Source organism: Planctomycetia bacterium, from assembly GCA_034440135.1.
Taxonomy (GTDB): domain Bacteria; phylum Planctomycetota; class Planctomycetia; order Pirellulales; family JALHLM01; genus JALHLM01.
This window is the reverse complement of sequence record JAWXBP010000298.1, coordinates 1-21,841: the sequence shown is the minus strand read 5'-3', so window position 1 is coordinate 21,841 and position 21,841 is coordinate 1. Positions and strand designations below refer to the sequence as shown.

At 61.3% G+C, this 21,841-nt stretch carries 18 protein-coding genes; 3 read left to right on the top strand and 15 right to left on the bottom strand.

Translation table 11 applies throughout. The features are described 5' to 3' along the window. A partial coding sequence (locus SGJ19_18075) for a hypothetical protein (GenBank protein ID MDZ4782158.1) occupies window positions 1–558 on the bottom strand: 558 nt, incomplete at its 3' end. A gap of 238 nt (window positions 559–796) precedes the next feature. Here SGJ19_18075 and SGJ19_18070 point away from each other — a divergent pair. After that, a complete protein-coding gene (locus SGJ19_18070; GenBank protein ID MDZ4782157.1) occupies window positions 797–3,460 on the top strand; it encodes a PQQ-binding-like beta-propeller repeat protein in 2,664 nt (887 codons plus the stop codon). 68 nt (window positions 3,461–3,528) lie between these two features. Here SGJ19_18070 and SGJ19_18065 read toward each other — a convergent pair whose 3' ends face one another. Then, window positions 3,529–5,121: a sulfatase gene (locus SGJ19_18065; protein MDZ4782156.1), complete on the bottom strand. Its 1,593-nt coding sequence runs from the start codon at window positions 5,119–5,121 to the stop codon at window positions 3,529–3,531. 110 nt (window positions 5,122–5,231) lie between these two features. After that, on the bottom strand, window positions 5,232–6,683 hold the full coding sequence (locus SGJ19_18060; GenBank protein ID MDZ4782155.1) for an arylsulfatase: 1,452 nt from the start codon (window positions 6,681–6,683) through the stop codon (window positions 5,232–5,234). Between the two features lie 831 nt (window positions 6,684–7,514). Here SGJ19_18060 and SGJ19_18055 point away from each other — a divergent pair. Both SGJ19_18055 and SGJ19_18050 read left to right on the top strand, forming a co-directional pair. Continuing rightward, window positions 7,515–8,765 carry a TolC family protein gene (locus tag SGJ19_18055; GenBank protein MDZ4782154.1) on the top strand — a complete coding sequence of 417 codons (1,251 nt, stop codon included), beginning with the start codon at window positions 7,515–7,517 and terminating at the stop codon, window positions 8,763–8,765. A 41-nt stretch (window positions 8,766–8,806) separates the two neighbouring features. Further along, window positions 8,807–10,360, top strand: a complete 1,554-nt coding sequence (locus SGJ19_18050) for a copper oxidase (GenBank protein MDZ4782153.1) — start codon at window positions 8,807–8,809, stop codon at window positions 10,358–10,360. 10 nt (window positions 10,361–10,370) lie between these two features. Here SGJ19_18050 and SGJ19_18045 read toward each other — a convergent pair whose 3' ends face one another. The 12 genes from SGJ19_18045 to SGJ19_17990 all read right to left on the bottom strand — a co-directional run bounded on the left by SGJ19_18045 (window position 10,371) and on the right by SGJ19_17990 (window position 21,675). Continuing rightward, on the bottom strand, window positions 10,371–10,955 hold the full coding sequence (locus SGJ19_18045) for a hemerythrin domain-containing protein (GenBank protein MDZ4782152.1): 585 nt from the start codon (window positions 10,953–10,955) through the stop codon (window positions 10,371–10,373). Continuing rightward, window positions 10,952–12,310 (bottom strand): glucoamylase family protein, encoded by a 1,359-nt coding sequence (locus tag SGJ19_18040; GenBank protein MDZ4782151.1) that lies wholly within the window; start codon window positions 12,308–12,310, stop codon window positions 10,952–10,954. The genes SGJ19_18045 and SGJ19_18040 overlap by 4 nt, the downstream gene beginning before the upstream one ends. Window positions 12,311–12,450: 140 nt before the next feature. After that, window positions 12,451–14,847, bottom strand: coding sequence for a glycoside hydrolase family 15 protein (locus tag SGJ19_18035; protein MDZ4782150.1), 2,397 nt, complete (start codon window positions 14,845–14,847; stop codon window positions 12,451–12,453). 19 nt (window positions 14,848–14,866) lie between these two features. Further along, the gene (locus tag SGJ19_18030; protein ID MDZ4782149.1) at window positions 14,867–15,103 is read right to left on the bottom strand and encodes an SDR family oxidoreductase; all 237 of its coding nucleotides are present in this window, start codon (window positions 15,101–15,103) and stop codon (window positions 14,867–14,869) included. Continuing rightward, window positions 15,048–15,713, bottom strand: a complete 666-nt coding sequence (locus tag SGJ19_18025) for an acyl-CoA desaturase (GenBank protein MDZ4782148.1) — start codon at window positions 15,711–15,713, stop codon at window positions 15,048–15,050. Before SGJ19_18025 ends, SGJ19_18030 begins: the two co-directional genes overlap by 56 nt. Beyond that, complete coding sequence (locus tag SGJ19_18020) at window positions 15,714–16,037, bottom strand: hypothetical protein (protein MDZ4782147.1); 324 nt, start codon at window positions 16,035–16,037, stop codon at window positions 15,714–15,716. Next, window positions 16,034–16,654 (bottom strand): histidine phosphatase family protein, encoded by a 621-nt coding sequence (locus SGJ19_18015; GenBank protein MDZ4782146.1) that lies wholly within the window; start codon window positions 16,652–16,654, stop codon window positions 16,034–16,036. Before SGJ19_18015 ends, SGJ19_18020 begins: the two co-directional genes overlap by 4 nt. A gap of 20 nt (window positions 16,655–16,674) precedes the next feature. Further along, a complete protein-coding gene (locus SGJ19_18010) occupies window positions 16,675–17,697 on the bottom strand; it encodes a class I fructose-bisphosphate aldolase (protein MDZ4782145.1) in 1,023 nt (340 codons plus the stop codon). Next, on the bottom strand, window positions 17,694–20,060 hold the full coding sequence (locus SGJ19_18005; GenBank protein ID MDZ4782144.1) for a phosphoketolase family protein: 2,367 nt from the start codon (window positions 20,058–20,060) through the stop codon (window positions 17,694–17,696). Before SGJ19_18005 ends, SGJ19_18010 begins: the two co-directional genes overlap by 4 nt. A 44-nt stretch (window positions 20,061–20,104) precedes the next feature. Then, complete coding sequence (locus tag SGJ19_18000) at window positions 20,105–20,476, bottom strand: cupin domain-containing protein (protein ID MDZ4782143.1); 372 nt, start codon at window positions 20,474–20,476, stop codon at window positions 20,105–20,107. Window positions 20,477–20,577: 101 nt separating this feature from the next. Then, the gene (gene sdhB / locus SGJ19_17995) at window positions 20,578–21,405 is read right to left on the bottom strand and encodes a succinate dehydrogenase iron-sulfur subunit (GenBank protein MDZ4782142.1); all 828 of its coding nucleotides are present in this window, start codon (window positions 21,403–21,405) and stop codon (window positions 20,578–20,580) included. A gap of 57 nt (window positions 21,406–21,462) precedes the next feature. Continuing rightward, complete coding sequence (locus tag SGJ19_17990; GenBank protein ID MDZ4782141.1) at window positions 21,463–21,675, bottom strand: hypothetical protein; 213 nt, start codon at window positions 21,673–21,675, stop codon at window positions 21,463–21,465. Window positions 21,676–21,841: the final 166 nt, after the last annotated feature.

Below are 21,841 nucleotides of genomic sequence, written 5' to 3'. Positions count from 1 at the left end.
GTCGCGGAGCGCCTGTTCGCCGGTCGAGAGGGCGTGAGCGACCGCTTCGTAGCCGAATTCCGGATCGCCGAGTCGGCCGGCGATCCAGGTTGCGGTGAAGCCCGGTTCGTCGCGTTCGATCAGGGTCAGGGCCAACCGTCTGGGCCGACCGGCACGCCGCGCGTCGCCCGCATACGCCTCCCAATAGGGCCGCAGCCGGGCGACCCCGTCTCGTTCCCCTTCGCGGAGCACGATTTCATCGAACACGGTTCGATACCAATTGGCCGCAACGACGTTGCGCGTATCCATGGCCACGAGCAAGGGAGGCAGGATTTCGGCGCCGTGTTGGGCCAAGGCGTCGCGAGCCGCGCGGGCTTCGCCGGACCCGCTTCCCGAAGGTCCTACACGGGCGATCACCCCGATGGACTGGGCAACGGCAGGCTCGGCTACGGCCGGATCCGCGGCCGCCGGCGACGGCGCCGCGGCGGGCACCGCGCGCACCGCCGACGATAGAATCGCCCACGACAGAATCGCCCACGCGATTAGATACGTTCTCAAGCCGTCAACGAGCCGCTTCATTCTGGCACTCCCCATTCGGCGGACGGCGTGTCGCTTCCGCCGGCCGGAGCATTGTAAACCGCCGGGCGGGGCCGTGCGCACGACGATGCCGGGACGGTCCCGCCGTGAAATTCTATAATTTCCACGAGCGAGAGTCGGCGTTTCACGACGGGGGCGCCACGCCCGCAACGACGGGCCGTGCAGATCTGCTATTCTGAGCGGAAGCCGTTAATTCACTCTGTTCGCAAAGGCGGTAACCGTGCGACGACTCCCCTCGATCATCCTGGTTGTTTTGTTGTCACGCCTGGCGGCGGCGGCCGACACTTGGCCGCAGATGCTCGGCGGCCCGCTGCGATCGGGCGGCGCCCTGCAGGCGACCCTCGAACCGGGAATTGGTCTGGTCGGCCTCGGTTTGATTGGTACGGTGCCGCTCACCGACGGTTTGTACGCCTCGCCGGTGGTGGCCGACGGCACGGTCTACGTCGTCGACGGCTCGGGCACCGTGGCGGCAATCGACGCGGCGACGCTGGAGTTGCGCTGGAAATTCGCGACCCGCGGCGGAGCCGGGAATTGCAATAACACTTCGGCCCCGGCCGTCGTCGGCAAGTATCTGCACGTCGGCACGATGGCCGGTTTCTATTACGTGTTCGATCGCTCCAGCGGCGCCGTCGTGCGTGAGATCGACTGCCGAGAACCGATCTTCGCGGCCCCGGTGGTCGGCGCCGACCGTGTTTACTTCACGACGCTCGGGGCCCGCGTGTTCGCCGTCGAGCCGGACGGCAAGTCGGTGTGGAACTGGGATTTCGTGAAAGAGGTGGTCGGCTTCGACGGCGATCGCTGGAGCGGAGAAGCCTGGCTCGCCTTTCGCGGCGATCGCGTGACATGGCGCGACCATTTCGTCAGTTCACGCGACATCGCGCTGATCGGAAAAACGCTGGTCATACCGGCGGGGGGGCGAACCGTGTTCCTAGACGACGCCGGCGACAAACCGCAATTGCTGGCCGTCGGCGAGATTCCGGACTACGCCGGCTCCGAATACCCGGCGACGTTCGGGCAAAGCGCCGATGAAGCCGGCAACGTCTACGTGCAATGGCATCGTCGCGACAACGCGGGGCGCGTCGAGATCATGCGCTTGGAGAACGGCAAACTCAAATACGACTTCGTTCCCGGTACCGAAACGGCGATTCACCTCCCCGGCTTGCTCAGCTTCGCGTCGGTGGCCGTTCGGGGCGACGACGTCTATCGCGTAAGGCCCGAGCAGGGCTTAGGGCTCTGCCGTCACACGAAAGGGGAAGCGAAGCCGGTCGTGTTGTGCGAGGCCCCCTCGATCTGTCCGCCGGTGCTTACGCGGGAGCATGCGATCTACGGCGGCCTCGACGGCAAGTTGTACGTCGTGCCGCTCTCCTCGACCGGAAAGACCCTGGCGTTGCCGACCGCTTTTGAGGCGGCGATCACGGCTCCCGTCGCCGTGGCCGATGGCCGAATTTACGCCGCCTGCGAAGACGGATATCTCTACGTGTTCGGCTCCGGCGGCGCTGCGCCGTTGCCGACGAAGGACTTGGAAGTTTGGAAGATCCGCAGTCCGTTGGCCGGACCGTGGGCCGACCCCAAGTTCGACTGGTACACCAACTACGGCGACTTCGGCGGCACCAATGCGAACGAGCAGGGCTTGAAGCCGCCGCTCCGGATGCGCTGGGCCCGGCGTTTGGAAGGGACCGTGAAGCATGCCCCGGTTTGCGGCGGCGGGCGGCTCTACACGCATACGGCCGAGGGGCAGATCATCGCCGTCGAACAAGACACGGGCCGGATGCTCTGGCGTCGTTACCGGCCCGACGTTTACCTCTCGTTCACCTCGCCGCTGTACTATCAGGAGAAGCTGCTGGTGCCGCAGGCCGGCATCAAGCAGTCGCAAATGCGCTGCTTCGACGCCGCAACCGGCCGCTTTGTCTGGGAGGCGCCGTTCAGCGGTTCGCCCAGTTGGAGCCGGCAGTTTCCGCCGCTGGTGCACGGCAAACTCGCCATCTACGCCTCGGGCTCGGGCGCCTACGCCGCGCAAGGAACCGAGAAGCCTTACACCTTCAAAGGAACGCCCGAGCCGCGGGCGGACGGCGCCGAGGTGATGAGTTGGATCTACTCGAACGACAACCCGTACTATCCCCAGGACCATCATCCGTTGATTTGGGCGTGGGACTTGGACACGGGCAAACTGGTCTGGCAAAAGGACTTCTACGAGTACGGTCGCGGCGGCAACGACTGCGGCATTTGCTTGCTCGACGGCAAGCTCTATTACTCGACCTTCTTCGGCTACGACGCCGATAAGCGCAAACGCCGCGGCTTGCCGGCGGAGAACAACGGACTGACGGCCGAGCTCGATCCGGCGACCGGTAACGTCGAGTGGCTGACGAAGAAGTACTACGTCACGGCGAAGTGCACGCTCAGCGCCCGCGACGGCCGGATCTACATCGGCGGCTACAATCCGGCCGACCTTACGACGAAAGACCGCTTCGTGTGGTGTCTCGATGCGAAGAACGGCGAACTGGTGTGGAAGTCGGAGCCGGTGACGTCGGCCCTGAACGTCGTGACGGTCGGCCCCGAGTTCATCTTCTCGAACGCGCTCAGAGGTCGCGGCAACGTGTTCGATCGCCAGACCGGGAAACTGGTCGGCGGCGTCGGCCACAACTACGCCTGCTGCCGGTTCACGATGTCGAGTTCGTACATCCTCGGGGCCAACATGGACATGATCGATCTGGCGCAGGGCGGCAAGCTCGTGTCGACGGGGCCGGCCGTCGACTCGCGAGAGTGCCTGGGGGCCGTCGTCTCGAACGGCCGCATCTTCTATTTCTCTCAAGCCAGCGGCTTCGTCGTGTCGCAGACCTACGGTCCCGACTCGAAGAACCTGCCGCCGGTTTGGGACCAACGCTGAGTTCGGGCTCCGCGCCGGGCGGCGTCACGATCGGCGGTTTGTTTCCCCGCAGTTCATTTGACTTCAGCTCATTTGCCCTCTGCGGCCCAGGCCTTCATCTGCCGGATGTTCGTCTCGGTGACCGTCCGTTGGGCCTCGGTTCTCTTTTCCGCCAGATAGACCCGCATGTCGCTATCGTACCTGGCCTCCGATTCCGACTTGGCGCCCCGATCGCCGGTTTCCGTCACCCAGCGATCGAGCCGAGCCCGCAAGGTCTCGAGCGTCGCGCGGTGCTGCGGATCGTCGGCCAGGTTTCGCGTCTCGAACGGGTCGGCCGCCAGATCGTACAGTTCCTCGGCCGGCCGCGTCGGGGCGAACAGCAGCTTTTCCTGCATGGCGTCAAGTTTTTGCTCGGCGTGCAACTCGCGCAAGCGAGCGACGATCGACTTGCCGTCCTTGTAGTTGTTGGGCTGCAGGTGCGGCCGGGCGGGGAGGTAGTTGCGGACGTACTTGAACCGGTCGGTCCGGACGGCCCGAATATGCTCAACCGTTTCGTCGCACCGGTCGCGGGCGGCGAAGACGGCGTCGCGCGGCTTGAAGTCGCTGGCAAACAGGTCGCGTCCCTGCATGCTGTTGGGGATTTCGATTCCGGCGTAGGCCAGGCTCGTGGCCGCCAGGTCGATATGCGAGACGAGGTCGTCGCGCACGGCGCCCCGCGGCGTCTTGGGCCCGCGCAGCACCAGCGGCACGTGAATCCCTTCGTCGTACAGGAACTGCTTGCCGCGGGCGTGGCTGATGCCGTGGTCGGTGAGGAACACGACGAGCGTCTGATCCAGAATCCCTTCGCTCGCCAGGCGGGTCAGGATCTCGCCGACCTTCCGGTCCGTCATTCGGACGCTGTCGAGGTAGGCGGCCCAATCGTCGAGCAGCACCGGATCGCGCGGGTAGTAGGGGGGCAGCACGACGGCATCGGGCTTCAGGGCCGCGCCGAACACCGTCGCCGCATTGGCAGAAAGCTTCTTGGCCGACTCCGTGGTGCCGCCGCGCTGTTTGCCGCCGGAGAGCATCACCTGCATGAAGAACGGTTGTCCGTCGGCCCGTCCCGACCAATCGGGGCCGTCGAACATCGCCCGGTCGTATTCGAAGTTGTAGTCGGTTTTTCCCAGGCCCTTGCCCGCGGATTCTTCGCCATCGGGTTTGCCGGCTGCTTTTTTCGCGGCGGCTTTCTTGCCCGCGGGCTTTTTCCCCGCGCCCGGATTTTTCCCGCCGGGCGCGACACCGCCGCCGATAGCCGTGTAGTAGCCCGCCTGCTTGAACAGCGCCGGCAAGGGCGTGACGCCGTCGGGCAGGTAGATCTTTTCGCTGCCGCGGCCGCTCCGATGGTTCTGCGCGCCGATCGAGGTTTGGTACATCCCGGTGATCAGGGCCGATCGCGACGGCGAGCAGACCGGCGCCGTGACGAAGGCGCGGGAGAAGCGGAGGCCTTCACGGGCCATGCGATCGACGTGCGGCGTTTCGATCGTTTTCTCGCCGTAGCACGAGAAGTTGGCCGACATGTCGTCGACGAGAATCCAGACGATGTTCGGCCGCTCGAGCGGAGCGGCTCCGGAGGCCGATGCGAGTCGGGCGACCGCCGCCGTGTACGCGGCGACGAACGAGAGCAGGGGGGCGAGATATTTCATGGATCGATCGGCTCCAGGGTAGTCGTCATGCTTTGCATGCCGATGTCATCATGCGGGAGCATGATGACGACATTACGGAACGCTCACCTCGACCGAGCGAGGCGAATGCTTTAGTCGTGGATTCCTTCAAGATCGTCGGGTAGCGCCGTCAGATCGCCGGTCCGCACGTCGGCCAGCATGGATTGGAGCTTCTTCACTCGCTCCGGCTCCTGCTTGGCCAGGTTGGTTTCTTCGTACGGGTCGACCCTCAAGTGAAAGAGCTCAACCGTCGCAGGCTGATCGGGCTTGGCGTCGTTCTCGATCAGCTTCCAATCGTCGTAAAGAATTGCCCGTCGAGGACCCTGCGGAATGTAGATCGGCCGGGCTTCGAGCGTCGACGCCTTGCCCGTGATGAGCGGCCAAACGTCGCGGCCGTCGAAGCGGTCGCCCGCCGAAGGCTCGCGGCCGGCCAACCGAGTGAGCGTCGGCGTCCAATCGGCGGCGTGCATCGGCACGGTCATTTTGCGCGGAGTGAGCGTCCCTTTCCAATGGGCGAAAGCCGCCACCCGCACGCCTCCTTCGTAGAGTTGCGCCTTGGCGCCCCGCAGCGGCAGGTTGCTGCTGAGCGCCGGCGTGGGGGGCACCTTGCCGACGTAGGGGTTGCCCCCTTTCAGAAGCCCGCCATTGTCGCTGGTGAATACGATCAACGTTCGCTCACGGCGGCCCGTTTCGTCGAGCACACGGACGAAGTCGCCGACTTTCGCATCCATTTGGGCGACGAACGCCGCCAGGCGTTGCAGCGATTCGTTCTTCGCCGGGTCGAGATCGAACTGGGTGGCGGCGAACGGTTTTTTGAACTCGTCCGGCGCGTCGACCGGAATGTGCACGGCATGGAACGGCACGTAGGCGAAGAACGGTTCGGGGAGCGACTTCAAGTGCCCGACGATTTCCCGGGCCACGAGTTCGGTGGCGTTCCCTTCTTCGTCGAGAATCTTTTCGTCGCGGTGCCAAGTGTGCTGCCACGGGCCCTTGCGATATTCGTGGGTCCAGGGGTCGACCGCCCCGTTGAGCGAGCCGTAGCTGTGGTCGAAGCCGTAGTGGTTCGGTCCCCATTCGGGCTTCGAACCGAGGTGCCACTTGCCGGCCATGCAGGTGGCGTAGCCTTGCTGCTTCAAAGCCGAGGCGAGCGTGGTCGTGCCGGCGGGAAAGGCCCGCAGGTTGGTCGGCCGCTGCACATGCGGGCCGAAGCGGCTCGTCCAGCGACCGCTCAATAAGGCCGTGCGCGTCGGCGAGCAAACCGGCTGCACGTAGTGCCGATCGAGCTCGACTCCTTCGCTGACCAGCCGATCGAGGTTCGGCGTTTTGAACTTCGAGCCGTGCCAGCCGACGTCGGCCCAGCCGAGATCGTCGGCCACGATGAGGAGGATGTTGGGTCGACGCGCCGTTTCCGCTAAATCATCGGCAAAAACGCGGCAAAATACTTGGGAATGGTTCGCTATTACCAAGATGAGTGTAGCAAAACTGTGTAGTAAAAATCGCCGTATCGGCGGCTTCGGGCCATGGCTGGAGCGTCGAAGAGTCATGAGCTGCTCGTTTTTCTAGGGCATGAGAAGCGTCTTTCCCCGCCGCAAACCCGGGGACGGCGTTCAATATCGGCACCGCCCAGGGGTCGGTCAACTTTTCAGGGACGGAACTACGGGAAGAACCCGAAAAAGGAGACGCAATTCGCACGGATCGGCTTGGCATTGGAAGCAGATCGACTGTTGGTACTACACGCTGCCGGGAACCAAGCGGCGAGTACCGCTTTTTGAGGAAAACGGGGAGCGTATCCGCGGCCGGGAGAACCGCGATCCGGCGGAGCAGGCCCTGGCCCGGGTGGCCGTCGCCGTCGACGGCGCCAATGTGCCTGACCAGAAACTGGTCGCCGAAACACTCGACGCCATTCCGATCGAGCGCCCCGAACCACACAGCCCGATTCCTCCGGTGCGAATGATCCCGTGGGTAAATAAAAATTCAACCCTGATGCGGAATGTACCGATAAAACAGATAGATTCGACTGCATCCGCGCAGAATCCAGCGACACCATTTCGTTCTCGAAGCCGGAACGTGTTTGACCCTTCGTTTTGAAATCTCGCCGCGCATCCCGGGAACGGTCGAAGATGAGCATGAATCGACTCGTCACGACCGCACTCCTTTCGGCGTTCGCTTTTAGCGGCTGCGCCACCGCTCCATTTCGCGGCATCTTGAGCGCAAAGCGTGAGACCCCTGCCGCAACTCGGCAGGTTGTGAAGGCGGCATACCCGCCCGTTTCCACGTATGAATCTGCAAGTCGAACCGCTGCAACCACCGCAACGCAGACCCAGTTGGTTGCCCATCAGGAGGAAGTCCCGCGAACGCACGCGCACGCCGAACCGATGATCCCACCCGTCGTGACGGCCGAGGAGCAGCCGGCCTTGACTTTGGAGGATCTGGAGGGGATGGCAATGGCCAACAATCCGACACTCGTCCAAGCGAAGGCCCAGTTCCAGGGAGAACAGGGAGCAGCGTATCAGGCAGGGTTGCCCTTCAATCCCGTGATTGGCTACGTCGGAGAACAGATTGGCGTCGATGGCACCGCGGGCGAATTACAAGGCGGCTATGTCTCGCAGGAGATCGTCACCGGCGGCAAGCTGCGTCTGAGCCGCGCCAAATGGGCGCAGCGGGCGCAAATCGCCGCGACCAACGTGCAGGCCCAACAGCAGCGTGTGTTCAATGACATCCGGGCGCAATTCTTCCGCACGCTTGCCGCGCAGCGCATCGTCGAGAATCACCGGAAGTTGGTTGCCAATGGTGAAGACAATGTCCAAACTCACCGTGAAATGTTGAATTTGGGTCAGACGACGGCATCGGCCGTGTTGCAGGCCGAGGTGGAATTGCAACGGGATAGGTTGAAATTGAAGGACGCCGAGAATGACATCCAGCAGGCCTGGCGCACGCTGGTCGCCTTGGCTGGAGTTCCGCAGCTCGCGCCAACAATGTTGGAAGGAACCCTGACTATTGAGCAAGAGCCGCTCGACTACGACTCGGCCCTTGGGCAGTTACTTTCCAATAGCCCTGAGCTGGTTGCTGCATGGCAGAAGATCCGACACGATGAACTCCAGGTCGAGCGTGAACGCGTTGAGCCGATTCCGAATATTCTCGTCGATGCCAGGGTCGGTCGCAACGTCGAGGCAGGCGACACCACGGCCGGCGTCAGCATTGGGTTGCCGATCCCAATATTCGACCGGAATCGAGGCACCATTCAACAGGCCCAGGCCGACCTACGCCGCGCGCATGCCGAAGCGCGGCGGATGGAGTTGGAACTGCAAACGCGATTGGCCGCTGAGTATCGCGCCTACAACTCCGCGTGGCAGCGTGTCGAAGAGTACCAGGCCACAATGCTGCCGAAAGCCGAAGAGGCTACCGAACTGCTACGACAAAGCTACAAAGATCGGCGGGCCACGTGGGCTGAAGTGCTCACCGCGCAGCGATTGCACCTGACGCTCCAGACCGAATTCGTCGACAGCCTCAAGACATATCGTGAAACCGATATTGCCATCCGGGGAATGCTGCTAACCGGAGGACTGACGGAACCGCCCGCAACGGTCGGCGGCGGCCACATCGACGCAACGCCGAAACCGCGATAAAATTCCAACGGGCTGAATTGACCCGGAGTTGGAGAAAGAACATGGCCGACGCTGCAGATCGTAGAGACTTTCTCGTCAAAGGCGCGGCTGCGGCAGGTATGTTTGTGGCCGGAGCTGCACTGGGACACGCGCAAGAAAAACCCGCTGAACAGCCAGCCGATGGCCTAACGGCGAAACCGCGGAAGGGCGAGCACGAGAAACACCAGCCTCCTGCCCCTGAAGGTGATGTAGGCGAGTATCCCCGCACACACGCCGGCTTGGGAGGACCTGTTGGAAGTCCAACCGACCGCGGCAAGCTGGTGCCTGGTTATCGCGATGCCACGCTGCCACCGGTTCCGATCTACGCACCCGATCTGAAGAAGCTCCCCTGGGAAAAAGTCAACGGAGCCAAGGAGTTTCATCTCATTGCAGAACCAGTCCGCCGGGAGATACTGCCCGGCGTATGGATGGACACCTACGGCTACAACGGAGACATGCCCGGACCGACCATTGAACTCAATCAAGGTGATCGCGTCCGAATTGTCGTTCACAACAAACTTCCGGAGCCAACCACGCTGCATCTGCACGGGCTCGAACTCCCCAATGACATGGATGGCGTTCCGTACCTGAATCAGGATCCGATCGAGCCTGGTCAAGAATTCGTATACGAATGGACCGTTCATCAGGAGGGGACGTTCTTTTATCACACCCACGAAGGCATGCAGGAAGCCTTGGGCATGTTGGGGCTGTTTATTGTGTATCCCGCCAAGACTCATGAGCCGGTGGTGGATCGCGATTTCGTCCTCATTGCTCAAGGATTTCAACTTCGTCCGAATTCGACAGTTCCGGACACGCTGTCCATGGAATGGAACTTCCTGACGTTGAATGGCCGCTCTGGCCCGCTCACGACGCCCCTGCTGTGCAAGCTGGGTGAGCGTGTGCGAATTCGCTTCCTGGATTTCAGCGTGATGGACCACCACCCCCTGCACCTGCACGGGCATACGTTCTGGATTACGGGCACCGAGGGTGGCCGCCTGCCGGAGTCTGCCTGGTATCCGAGCAACAACGTGTTGGTCGGAGTGGCCCAGGTGCGTGAAGTCGAATTCATCGCTAACAATCCGGGCGATTGGGCCATGCACTGCCACATGTTCCACCACATGATGAACTCGATGTCGTCGCAAGCCGGCCCATTGATCCGTGACAATTCTACGCCCGAGCAACTCAAAGTGCCGGGGTATCCTCAAGTCATGCTGGGGATGAAAATGCCCGCTGCCAACGGCACGAAGATGCCGGGCATGGACATGAAAAAGCACGACATGACAGACATGCCCCAGAAGAAGACGCCCCTGAAGCCGAACGGCGAACCCGATCACAGCAAGATGAACATGAAGCCCGAGGCCACGCAAAAACCAATGGCCGGCCACGAGGGAATGAAAGGCATGGAAGGGATGGAGGGCACGGCCCGAGTCGAGGGCCGTCGCGAAGCGACGGGTATGCGTCCCGGCTGGTCGATGGGTGTCGAAGGACTATTCACCGTGGTGCGCGTTCTGCCCCCGGAATTGTACGATAAAATCATGGGCAGCCAGGAACACGAAGGCCATAAGAAACAGCCGTAAGCACTACTGTTTACTGCTTGTCGAGTCTCCATTTCACGGAGTCGCCGACCAGCAGCACCGCCGGGTACAGAACCTCCTCTTCTTCTTGAATGTGCAAGGTCAGCCTTTCAGTGAATCGCACGTAATCCGTCTTCCCCTCTTCTTTGGCCGCTTCGGCAAGCCTCTTCAGCCCTGCCACGAGTTCGCGGTGCTCGCCGTGGATTTGCGGCAGCCCGGACCTCAGCTTCTTGGCCTTCTGGATGGCCACACGCATCTCGGGCGTGACCTTTCCCTCGGCAAGCTGGGGCAAGAGTCCGAGTGGCGCGAACGCATCCTTCGCCTTCGCAAAATGGGTTGCCCCCACCTTCTCGATCGCTCGGGCCGCGTCCCCCACCTTGCCGGTCTCCTGCGTGGCTTTGACGAACTCCGCGTGAAAGGCTTCGTGCCGTGCATGTAGGGAATTGGGCATCTTGAGTTCTAGCGGAGTGTCTTGATCCGAATCCGGCGGTGCCGCAGGCCCCCAAGTTGCGGCAGCAAAAAGGACGGCCACTGTAGCGAGCAAAACCAGCCCGGTGTTCCCAGGCTTGTCAGATACTTTCTTTGCTGATGTGTTCATTGCAATATCTCACTCTGCGGCCCAGCAGTTGATTCGGCACGAGCACTCTCCAACCAACCGCCGGAAAAGCCGGCCTGACGCAGCCCCGCGACCAGATATGGGCAGCGGCGCATCAAGCTCCAGATGAGTCCTGAGCGGTAGTTCTCTATCATCAGGACGAGCGGCCCCTGGTTGAGTCCGTAATTCCAGGGAGATACCCAGCCAAGGGACGTCGGACCGGGGAACGTCGGGTTGAAGCTGGCCACCAGGCCGTAGCGGCATGACGTTGGCCCGACGCCGACGTGGACCATGTGTTCGATCGTCGGCAGAACAATCTCCGGGGCAAATGGTAAGGACGCGGCGGACGCCCAGGGAGCGATCGTGCCGTCGTCCGGGCCGTAGGGCGCGCCGCGGGCCAGGTAATCAAAAAAGTGGCGTTCGATACCGTCAATGGTTAGCGTCGCGGGGCCCGGGCCGTCGCCGGCGGTGATACCCCAGCAGCATTCGCAGTGGCGGCACCCGCAGGTGCGCCGGAACTGAAGCGGGTTGCGGATGGCGTATTCTTGCTGGACGTGGGTCGCCCGGTTGCTGTTCTCGAAGTAGTCGATGCCCTTGGCACGCATGTATTCATCCTGAATACCGCGAAAGTCGATCCAGACGTGCGAGTATTGGTGGATGAAGAGCGGTCCCGCGTACAGGAACTCGTAGCCGTAGATGTTCTTCCAGCTATACGTTGAGGTGTAGTCCGTGTAACTGTGCGGTGGCAGCGGGTGCGTCGGCGAGCCGAGGCCCAGGAGATAAAGGATCGTGGCCTCGTCGTAGCCCCGCCAGCGGTAGGGCAGGAAACCGCTCTCCGGCTTCCACCCGTGCGTGACCGTGGCCTCCCCGTTCTGTGCCCACTGCCAGTCGGCACGGCAGTAGAGCGAGTCCGCAAGTTCGCGGATCTCACGTTCCTCCTCCGCCTCGCGGTCGAAGTAAAGAGCGGCAACCAGGGCCCCGGAGAGCAGGAGCACCGTGTCGATGGTGGACAGCTCGCAATTTCCGGCACGTCGCCCGGTATCTATGTCAAGGAAGTGGTAGTAGAACCCCTTGTAGCCGGTGGCATCCGGCTCGGTCCCATGGGGGCTGTTCCAGAAGAACCGCAAGGTCGTCAGCGTCCGCACCACCGCCGCGGTGCGCGTCAGCAACCCCCGCTCGACGCCGACGGGATAAGCCGCCAGGGCCAGCCCGACGGCGGCGATGCTGGAGGGGAAGCCCGGGCGCGTGCAATCTTTCACCAATCCATTCGCGGGGTTCGCTTCGTTCACGAAGTAAGCGAACGCGGCCCGCGTAAGCGAATCGAGCATGTGATCGTATTCAGGTTGCGGCATGTGCATCCGCCTCCAAGACTATCGGCCGCCTGTGCACCGAATCTCGCATTGGCCCGTCCTCCACAGCTGAGAAGTCCCCTTTGCGAAAAATACGTCTTCCTCCGCAATGCCGAGCCGCTCGACTCCGGTCGGGTGAGTCGAGGGCGTCAGTCATCCATCGGAAGCTCCAGGATGGCGACATGGAAATCTTTTCGCGCCCATCCTTCTCGCCGCAGAAATGTGAAGACAACGCGGGCACCGGCCTGGAGCTGGTCCGATGGCAAATCTTCAAACCAGCAACCTAATCCCGTAGCGCGTGTTTCCAGGTCGTTCGCCGTCGCCCATCCATCAAAGCTCCAGTGAATCGTCGCCGGTTTGTCGGTGATGATGCGGAGCGTTTTCCCTGGGGCGATCCGCTGCAGCTGGTGAGCGAGCGTCCACATTTCAATCTTGCTGCCGGCCCCGGCCTTGGCATAACGCTGATAAACCGGCTCGATACGGTCAAAACAAACCCCATCCTTGTGACTGCGCACCAGGCTCACATACTCCGCGTGCGACCAACACAAGGGCATGGCTGAGCCGGTGGGGCCACCGCGCTTCATCTTTCCCTCCGGCAAATCGTCCGCGTCCCAGATCTGTTCCGGCAGCATGCCGCCCTCGTTGGCAAATTTTTCCATCGCTTCGATGAACGGCAACGGATCGCGTCCGGCCGCCAGCTCATAATGACCGCGTTCGCCCGTCAGAATTGGCCAGGAGCGACCTTCACCCGTCCCGTCGAAGGCGCTGCCGTCGGCCTTCTCGCCATAGCCATCGTGATTGTAGCGCCGCCAGCACGGCCCTTGCGGCAGATCGCGTTTGAGCACTTGATCAATCACCGCGAGGGAATCGACGATCAGCGGGTCATCCGCGGCACGAACCCCCAGCCGGACAAGTTGGAGAAAATCGCCGCCGACGATGTTGCGTGCCGGATATTTGCCGCCGCCGTTGGCTAGAACAATCTCAGCCTGATCCGGGTCAGGCGCAGCCACGGCTTGTTTCGGATCGGCGGGCGTGATGCGAACATAGTGCCGCGGTTTGCCCTGCACGAGTTCGCCGCGACGCGTGACCATCCATTTTTCCACGTGCGCCGAAAGCCAGTCCGCGTAATCGAGCAAAAAGTCCGCCGCGAGTTTGTCTTTTCTGCCGCGCGCGAATTCCGCGGCGCACACCAAGCTCGCGATGATTGTCGCCAGCGTCGAAGGCGAGTATCCGGAAGCCTCCTCCCAACGTTCCTGCGATGTCACGGGTCCGTGCAGAATCAAATAACGCGCGGCGCGCGAGACCAGCGTCCAAGGATCGAATTGCCGGAGCGCGTCCGCTTGCTGCAATCGCCAGGCGAGCAGTATCGGCACAGCCACTTCATCCAGTTGAATTCCTTTCCAGAAAGCCTCGCCAGTGATCGAACTGTTTTGCGGCAAGCTGCCATCGGCGGCCTGGACACACGCCAGCCAGATCAGCGCGCGCAACGGCGACTCCTTTTGCCCGCAGGCCAGCAGCGCCGTGGCGGTTTGCACCATGTCGCGCGTCCAGACCAGATGATACCCGCCGCGATCGCCGTCGTCCTTCGTATCGCCCCAGGGAATGCTCAGCGACGCCACGAACGCGCCCTGGAAAATCTTGTCTTCGTGCGCCAGCAAAATGCACCGGCTCAAGCGCAACATCGCCCCGTCGTCTTTAGCGTGCGCGCTCAAATCGACCTCGGCGCGCGTGCGTTGCCATTGGCTGACATACTTCTCGCGCTGGTTGGCGAAAGGAGTGGCGAACGCCTGCAGGAGGTGGGCGGAAGCGCTGTGTTCAGTGCGCCCGAAGCCCACGCCCAGCGTGAACTCCAGTCCGTCCGATAAATCAATCTCCCCCATCAAAGCGATGTTGCCGTCCTCGGCCCGTTCGAATTCCCAATCCATTTTGAAATTGTCCATCAAGTCCTGCCAGCCATCGCTGAATCCGACATAGCCGACGGAGCGCCTGGTGAAATCGGGCGTGCAACCGAACGACATATCAATGTCCTCCCGTTGCACGTCGAAGAGCTTGCGGCCATCCAATCCGCACCACCTGGCCGAGTTGTTTTTGCCAGTGCCTTTCATGTGTGGGGCGAGCAGAGCGTACAGGCGCAGTTTGCCGCGCAGCTTCGGGTCCAAGATGTCCAGCCGCGTGTGCATCAACAAAACCGACGAGTGCGGATCCGCGACGATTTCTTTAACGAGCCGATAGCGGCCCTCGCGGTCGGAGTTGGTGAGCCGGTAGAACAATGCGTTTTTCTCAGGATATTCGGTTTTGTGGAGCAGATCGCGCCGTTCCTCGTGGCAAAACGATTCGCCGTCGGTGATCAGAAACTGCAGGTCGCGGGTGTTGGGCGAATCCACATGGGGAAAATAGATCTCGTTGACGATGCCGTGGCTGAGGGTGAACCAGATGCAGGACGCGCTGTGATACGCCGTGCCGATGCCCCACTTGGCGCTGGAGGTCCAGCGTGGTTCAATCCCTGGCGCACCAAAGGCAATGGCGTTCTTTTCGTTGGTATGCATAAGTCATCATATTTCAATGTTAAGCCTGCCCGAGAAAACTCGAATACAGGGCCATCCCGCCGTCAATGAGGAGCGTCGTGCCGATCGCATAGGCGGCCTCGTCGCTCACCAGATACAAAACGGCCCCCGCCACTTCTTCCGGCTCGCCGATGCGACGAGATGGAATTAACTCCAATACCTGCTTAAGCCTGACTGGATCCTTAAGCCACGCCTCGTTGATGGGCGTGGTAATCGCTCCCGACGCGCCTTTGTTCACCGGCACTATTTTCTCCGCCAACGCCAGTTGATGGGCCCAGTGGGACGAGTTCGGGTCTCTCGGGGAGGTCGGACGGAAGCTTGATATTCCAGACGAGGCCGAGAGCGCGAAGGGCGCACAGAACCCACCAACCGGGGTCATGCTGCGAAGCACGCAAACCCAGCTTCGCGGAACCGGGAAAGGCGTGGTGGTTGTTGTGCCACGACTCGCCCATCGTTAGCAAACCGATGTAAGGAACATTGTGGCCTTGGACAGCGTGGCCGTTGAGGTGCCAGTCGCGTGAACCTGAGTTGTGAGCGAAATAGCCAAACAGATAGAGAACGAGCATCGAAACGGTGATTCGCACGAAAATGCCCCAAACGACAAAGCTCACGCCGCCGAGCGCGTAGAACAGAATGGCCCACGGAAGCTGTTGCAGCATCCATGTGCGGTCCAGGAATTGATAAAACCGGTTGGTGGCGACTCGCGGCTCAAGTTGGAGCTGGGGCGGATGGGCCAACCGGAGTTCGCAGAAAAACTGCCAGATGAAAGCCCGCCATAGCGGGTTCTGATGGCTGAAATACGCGTGGCAAGACTCGTGGCGCTGCGACCAGTCGCGGATGTCGTGCATTTAGAGGAAGCCAAACGGTCCGCCCATGCCACCCACCGTGCCGAGATAAACAAAAACGGATTCGAGCCAGCGGGGACACTCAAAGCTGCGATGAACGAGCAGGCGGTGAAACCCGATGGAAGTGCCCAGGCACATCGTCGTGACGAAGAAGACGAAAGACAGCAAAACCGCGTCGTAGCGATATGTGAGGAAGCCGCCGATGACGGCAACGAGCACGTGTGAAATGAACCAAAGAGACTTCACGGGACTCCACACGACACGGCCCTCTTGCGGGTTCGTGCGCTCGCTCTGGCGCAGCATTCGTGGGGTTTCAGCAGCGTTCATTGTAGAGGTCCTAACTGGGCGTTGTCCGGTACCATCTCGTTCGAGACAGCGTTCCACAACACGATGGCGGGCGTTTCGGCGAGGTTGTGCTCGTAACCGAGAATGCTGACGGATGCCGTACTGAGAAGGAAATGCTGCGCCTGCTCTACGGACAGCCCGATCCACCTGGCGGCCAGCACGCGGCCAAAGTGGCTATGCGAGAAGAGCGCGACGTTTCCATCGAGCGCACGGAGACGGGCTATGAAGCGGTCGGCGCGGGCGGAAATCTGAGCGGGCGTTTCACCGTGCGGCGAACCGTCACGAAAGAGATTCCAGTTCGGTCGCGACTTGAGTATGTCGGCAGTGGTCCGTCCTTCGTCGTCGCCATTGTCCCATTCCGCAAGGTCCGGTTCGATTTCGGGCACCGCTCTCAACCCAGCCAGTTCACACGTTTGGCGTGCGCGCAGCAGCGGGCTGGTCAGCACACGGGCAAACGGCGTGCTACGGAGGTGCTGTCCGAGTGCGCGCGCTGCTTCTTCGCCGTGCGCGGTCAAGGGAATGTCCGTGCGACCGGTGTATTGGCCGGAGAGTGACCACTCGGTTTCGCCATGTCGAATGAGGTGAATGCGCAGGGGCATGGGTGAACTTGTTGTCATGCTCACGTCCTTTCCATCGCGGCATCGTATTCGCCACGTCGCGCAGCCCGGTTACACCTGGCCCGATGCAGCAGGGCCTGCTGAGCCGCTTCCACATTGGCCGCCTTGCCCTGCCAAATCTCCAAAGCCGGTTGCTGGATGGCACGCGCAAACGAAAATGATAGCGCCCAGGGAAGTCGCGACTTGAATCGAACATGCATGGCATTCAAGCGAGCCGAAGCCAGTTCACTGGATTGGCCACCCGACAGGAACGCAATCCCCGGAACGGCCGCGGGGACTGCTCGCAAGAGACACCTCACCGTGGCGTCGGCGACTTCATCCACCGTGGCTTGCTGGGGGCAGGCCAACCCCGGAAGCACCATGTTAGGCTTCAGGAGCATCCCCTCCAGCATCACCCGTTGCGTGTAAAGCTGGTGGAAAACCGTTCGCAGAACTTCCTCCGTTACTTCGAAACACTGCGCCAGGGTGTGCGCGCCGTCCAAGAGCACTTCCGGCTCGACGACGGGAACCAAACCGGCTTCCTGGCACAACGCGGCGTAGCGAGCCAGCGCCTGCGCGTTGGCCTCGATGCAACCTCGGCTGGGAAGACCATCGCCCACGGCAAGCACCGCGCGCCACTTGGCAAAACGGGCGCCCATTTGAGCGTATTCAGCCAATCGGCCTCGCAAGCCATCCAGACCTTCGGTGATTTTCTCTCGCGGATGACCTGCCATGTCCTTGGCACCGGTGTCTACTTTGATGCCGGGAATCATTCCCGCATCGGCGATGGCATTAGCAAAGGCAGTGCCATCGTTCTTTTGCCGGCGGATCGTCTCGTCGTAGAGGATCGCGCCGCTGATGGACTCAGCGAGACCGGGCGTGGTCACAATCATCGCCCGATAAGCGCGCCGCGCCTCCTCGGTCTGAGGAATGCCCAGCGCGGCAAATCGTTTGTTGCAGGTTGGATTACTTTCATCCATCGCCAGCAGGCCCTTGTCGCCTGCGACGAGCGTTCTCGCGGCGTCGAGGAGTTCTTGTGTGTTCATCGGGGGGCACTCCACTTCCAGTTTCGAATCTCCGGCATGTCCTCGCCATGCCGCTCGATGTATTGCTTGTGTTCGAGCAGCCGGGTGCGGATGAACTGCCGCGCGCGGTCGGCCTGCGATTCCAATTGCGGGAGGCGGTCGATCACGTCGCCAAACAAGTGAAACCGGTCCAGGTCGTTCATCACGGTCATGTCGAAGGGCGTGGTGGTCGTGCCTTCTTCCTTGTAACCGCGCACGTGCAGGTTCGAGTGATTCGTGCGGCGATATGTGAGCTGATGAATCAGCGAGGGATAGCCGTGATAGGCGAAGATGATCGGCTTATCGTTGGTGAAGAGCACGTCGAAATCCTTATCGCTCAGGCCGTGCGGATGTTCGCCTTGCGGCTGGAGCTTCATCAAATCAACGACATTGACCACTCGGACTTTTAACTCGGGAAAAAACTCCCGAAGCAACTCGACCGCGGCCAGGGTTTCCAGCGTCGGCACGTCACCGCAGCACGCCATGACGACATCCGGCTCGCCCCCCTGGTCATTGCTCGCCCACGGCCAGATGCCGATGCCGGCGGTGGAATGTTTGACCGCGGCGTCCATGTCGAGCCACTGCGGCGAGGGTTGTTTGCCGGCCACAATGACGTTCACGTAGTTGCGGCTGCGCAGACAGTGATCCGTCACGGAGAGCAGCGTGTTCGCATCGGGCGGCAGATAGACGCGGATGATGTCCGCCTTCTTGTTCGCCACCAAATCGATGAAGCCCGGGTCCTGGTGAGTGAAGCCGTTGTGATCCTGACGCCACACGTGCGAAGACAGCAGGTAGTTCAGGGAAGCAATGGGCTGCCGCCACGGAATCTGGTGGGTCACATCCAGCCACTTGGCGTGCTGGTTGAACATCGAATCGATGATGTGAATGAACGCTTCGTAGCAGGAGAAGAATCCGTGCCGGCCGGTGAGCAGGTAGCCTTCAAGCCAGCCTTCGCATTGATGTTCGCTCAACATCTCCATCACGCGGCCATCGGGTGCGACGTGATCGTCGCCGGGAATAATTTCCGCAGTTGAACAACGGTTCGTCACCTCGAACACGGCGTTCCAACGATTCGAATTTGTTTCGTCCGGGCTGAATATTCGAAATGTCCGCGGGTTCGATTCCAACACGTCGCGGATCAACTGGCCCTGCACACGCGTAGCTTCGGCGTTTACCGCACCGGGCGTTGGGACTTCAACGGCGTAGTCGCGGAAATCCGGCAGACGCAGGTCATGCAACAGCCGGCCGCCGTTGGCGTGGGGATTGGCGCTCATGCGGCGCTCGCCTTTCGGGGCGAGGTCCGCGAATTCGGACCGAAGCTTTCCCGCCTGGTCGAACAACTCTTGCGGGCGATAACTCTTGAGCCACTCTTCTAAAATCTTCACATGCCCCGGATGGCTCATGTCGCCCATCGGCACCTGGTGCGAGCGGAATGTGCCTTCGGTCGGTTTGCCATCGACCACCTTCGGGCCGGTCCAGCCCTTCGGTGAGCGTAAGATGATCATCGGCCAGCGTGGACGCGTCTTGAATCCGTTGGCGCGGGCCTCGATCTGAATGTGTTGAATTTCGGCGACCACCGTATCGAGCGTGGCAGCCATGAGCCGGTGCATCTCCAGCGGATCGTCCCCCTCGACGAAATGAGGCGTGTAACCATAGCCGCGGAAGAGCGCTTCCAGTTCGTCATGCGGAATGCGTGCCAGCACAGTGGGGCCGGCGATTTTATAACCGTTGAGATGCAGAATCGGCAGCACCGCACCATCGCAGACGGGATTGAGAAATTTGTTCGAGTGCCAACTTGTGGCGAGCGGGCCGGTCTCCGCCTCGCCATCGCCGACGACGCAAGCCACGAGCAGATCGGGGTTGTCGAACGCCGCGCCGTAAGCATGCGACAGCGAATAGCCCAGTTCGCCGCCTTCGTGAATCGAACCTGGCGTCTCCGGCGCGACGTGACTCGGAATGCCGCCGGGAAAGGAGAATTGCTTGAACAGCCGCTTCATCCCGTCCTCGTTTTGCGCGATGTTCGGATAGACTTCGCTGTAGGTCCCCTCCAGGTAGGCGTTTGCCACCAGCCCGGGTCCGCCGTGACCCGGCCCGCTGATGTAGATCACGTTCAGGTCGTGTTCGTTGATGACGCGGTTCAGATGGACATAGATAAAGTTCAGGCCCGGCGTCGTACCCCAGTGGCCGAGCAGGCGCGGTTTAATGTGCGCCAGCGTGAGCGGGCGCTTCAGCAGCGGATTGTCGTAGAGATAAATCTGGCCCACCGACAGGAAGTTGGCGGCGCGCCAATAGGCGTCCATCTGGTGAAGCAGTTCTGCGGTGAGCGGTTGCGATTTCGTATTCATGATGTCGACTCCCGATTCACCCCGTCACTTTCTAGTCCGCAATTTCAAGGAGAGTGAGGGTAAACTGGGTTTCCTGGCTCTGGTGGCTCCGCAGCGACTTGGCGTTCCTGGCTCGACCGGGGAAACAGGATCGTCAACAGCAACGAGGAGTCCTCAATCCCCAGGAGCGTATGAGGTTCGTTGCCAAGTAGGAAAAGCCAGTGGCCGGCCTTCAGTTCGTGGGTCTGGCCGCGGGCGGTGAACGCGATCCACCCGTCGAGACAATAGATCGTGATCGCGCCCCCGACCTGATGGTAGGGGATTTCGTGGCCTTTGCGGACCACCATCCGAATGGCCTCGAACGTCTCTTCTTTCACAAGCGGGACCGTCGTGGCCTCGGCAAGAGACTCTCCGACGGGTCGGAGATCTACGGGCATTCCGGGGTATGCGTGCTGGGGTGGGTGGGTAATCGCCATGATCGTTCTCCTTAGTCAATGAATGAGCAACACATCAACGCGGAGTATAGCGGCAGTCCCTTCTATCCGTCGAAGAACCTCGTGATCACGTGAACCGTCGCCGCTCGGCCGGCCCGGGCCCAGGAAGTCATCAGCGGGATTTTCTGAGGACAAACGGCCTCGCAGTTTGCCGCCTTGCCACAATTTTGAATGCCCCCCGGCCCGATCAAAGCGTCGAGCCGTTGATTCGCTGTGATGCGCCCGGTTGGATGCGAATTCATCAGGACCACCTGACTCATCGCATGCGCTCCGATGAAGACTGCGTCGAACGCGGCATCCTGGCGCTGGTTGAAGCGCTCGTGCGTTTCGTCCGGCTGCTGATCAAGCACCACTCTCGCGTACTGCGGACAGGCTTCTAGACAACAGCCGCAACTCATGCACTTGCTGAGCGGGTACGCTCGTTGCTGATCGTCTTGCGATTGGCGAGGTCCAAGGCCTACGTTATGGTAGCCATCTACCGGGATCCAGGCGTGGAGCTTCTCCAATGCGCGAAATAGTCGGCGGCGATCAACCATCAAGTCGCGGATGACGGGAAACTTACTCATGGGACGGAGTTCGATTCGGTCGGAATTGTCGCCCAGTAGTTGATCTACCAAAGCCGAGCACGCTTGGCGAACGCGACCGTTGATTAGCATCGTGCATGAACCGCAAACTTCTTCCAGGCAATTGGAGTCGTAAGCCACCGGGCTTACATGGGCACCGCTCGTGGTTGTTGGATTTGCCGCGATTCGCTGGAGAATGCTGGTCACGTTCATACCAGGCTCACGGTCGAGACGGAAGGTTTGCCAGTAGCTCGGATCGTCGGAATGGTCCTGGCGCAGAATTCTCACCTCGAATTTATTTGCCGCCATCGTTTGGGATGCGGGGTGATTCATCGAAATACCTCATTCTGCATCGAGTGATTAGCATCAAAGCATGCTAGGGGTCGGGTTGTAAGGCACTGCGGCTTCGTCCTCCTCGGTCAGCGGTTCGGCGGAATGCTCCCATGCGTGATAGCTCGCCAATGCGCTGCCTTGTTCGAACTTGCCGGGGTGCTCGCCGGAGGTTTCCAAAGTTGCCCAACGCACATAGGCCAACAATTGCTGTACCGAACCGAACGTCGCGACCAAGCGTCGTTCCACGCCCCTCTTCGATCCATATAGAAAATGCATGAGTGGTTTCCTGCTCCTTTATGGCGTCGGCGCATGCTTAAAAAACTCGTCGAGAGCCTTTGCCTGATCCGCCCTCAGTCGAACACCGCAGTAGTAGTACTGCCACCTCGGCGACCGTGACTTGCCACATGGTGTG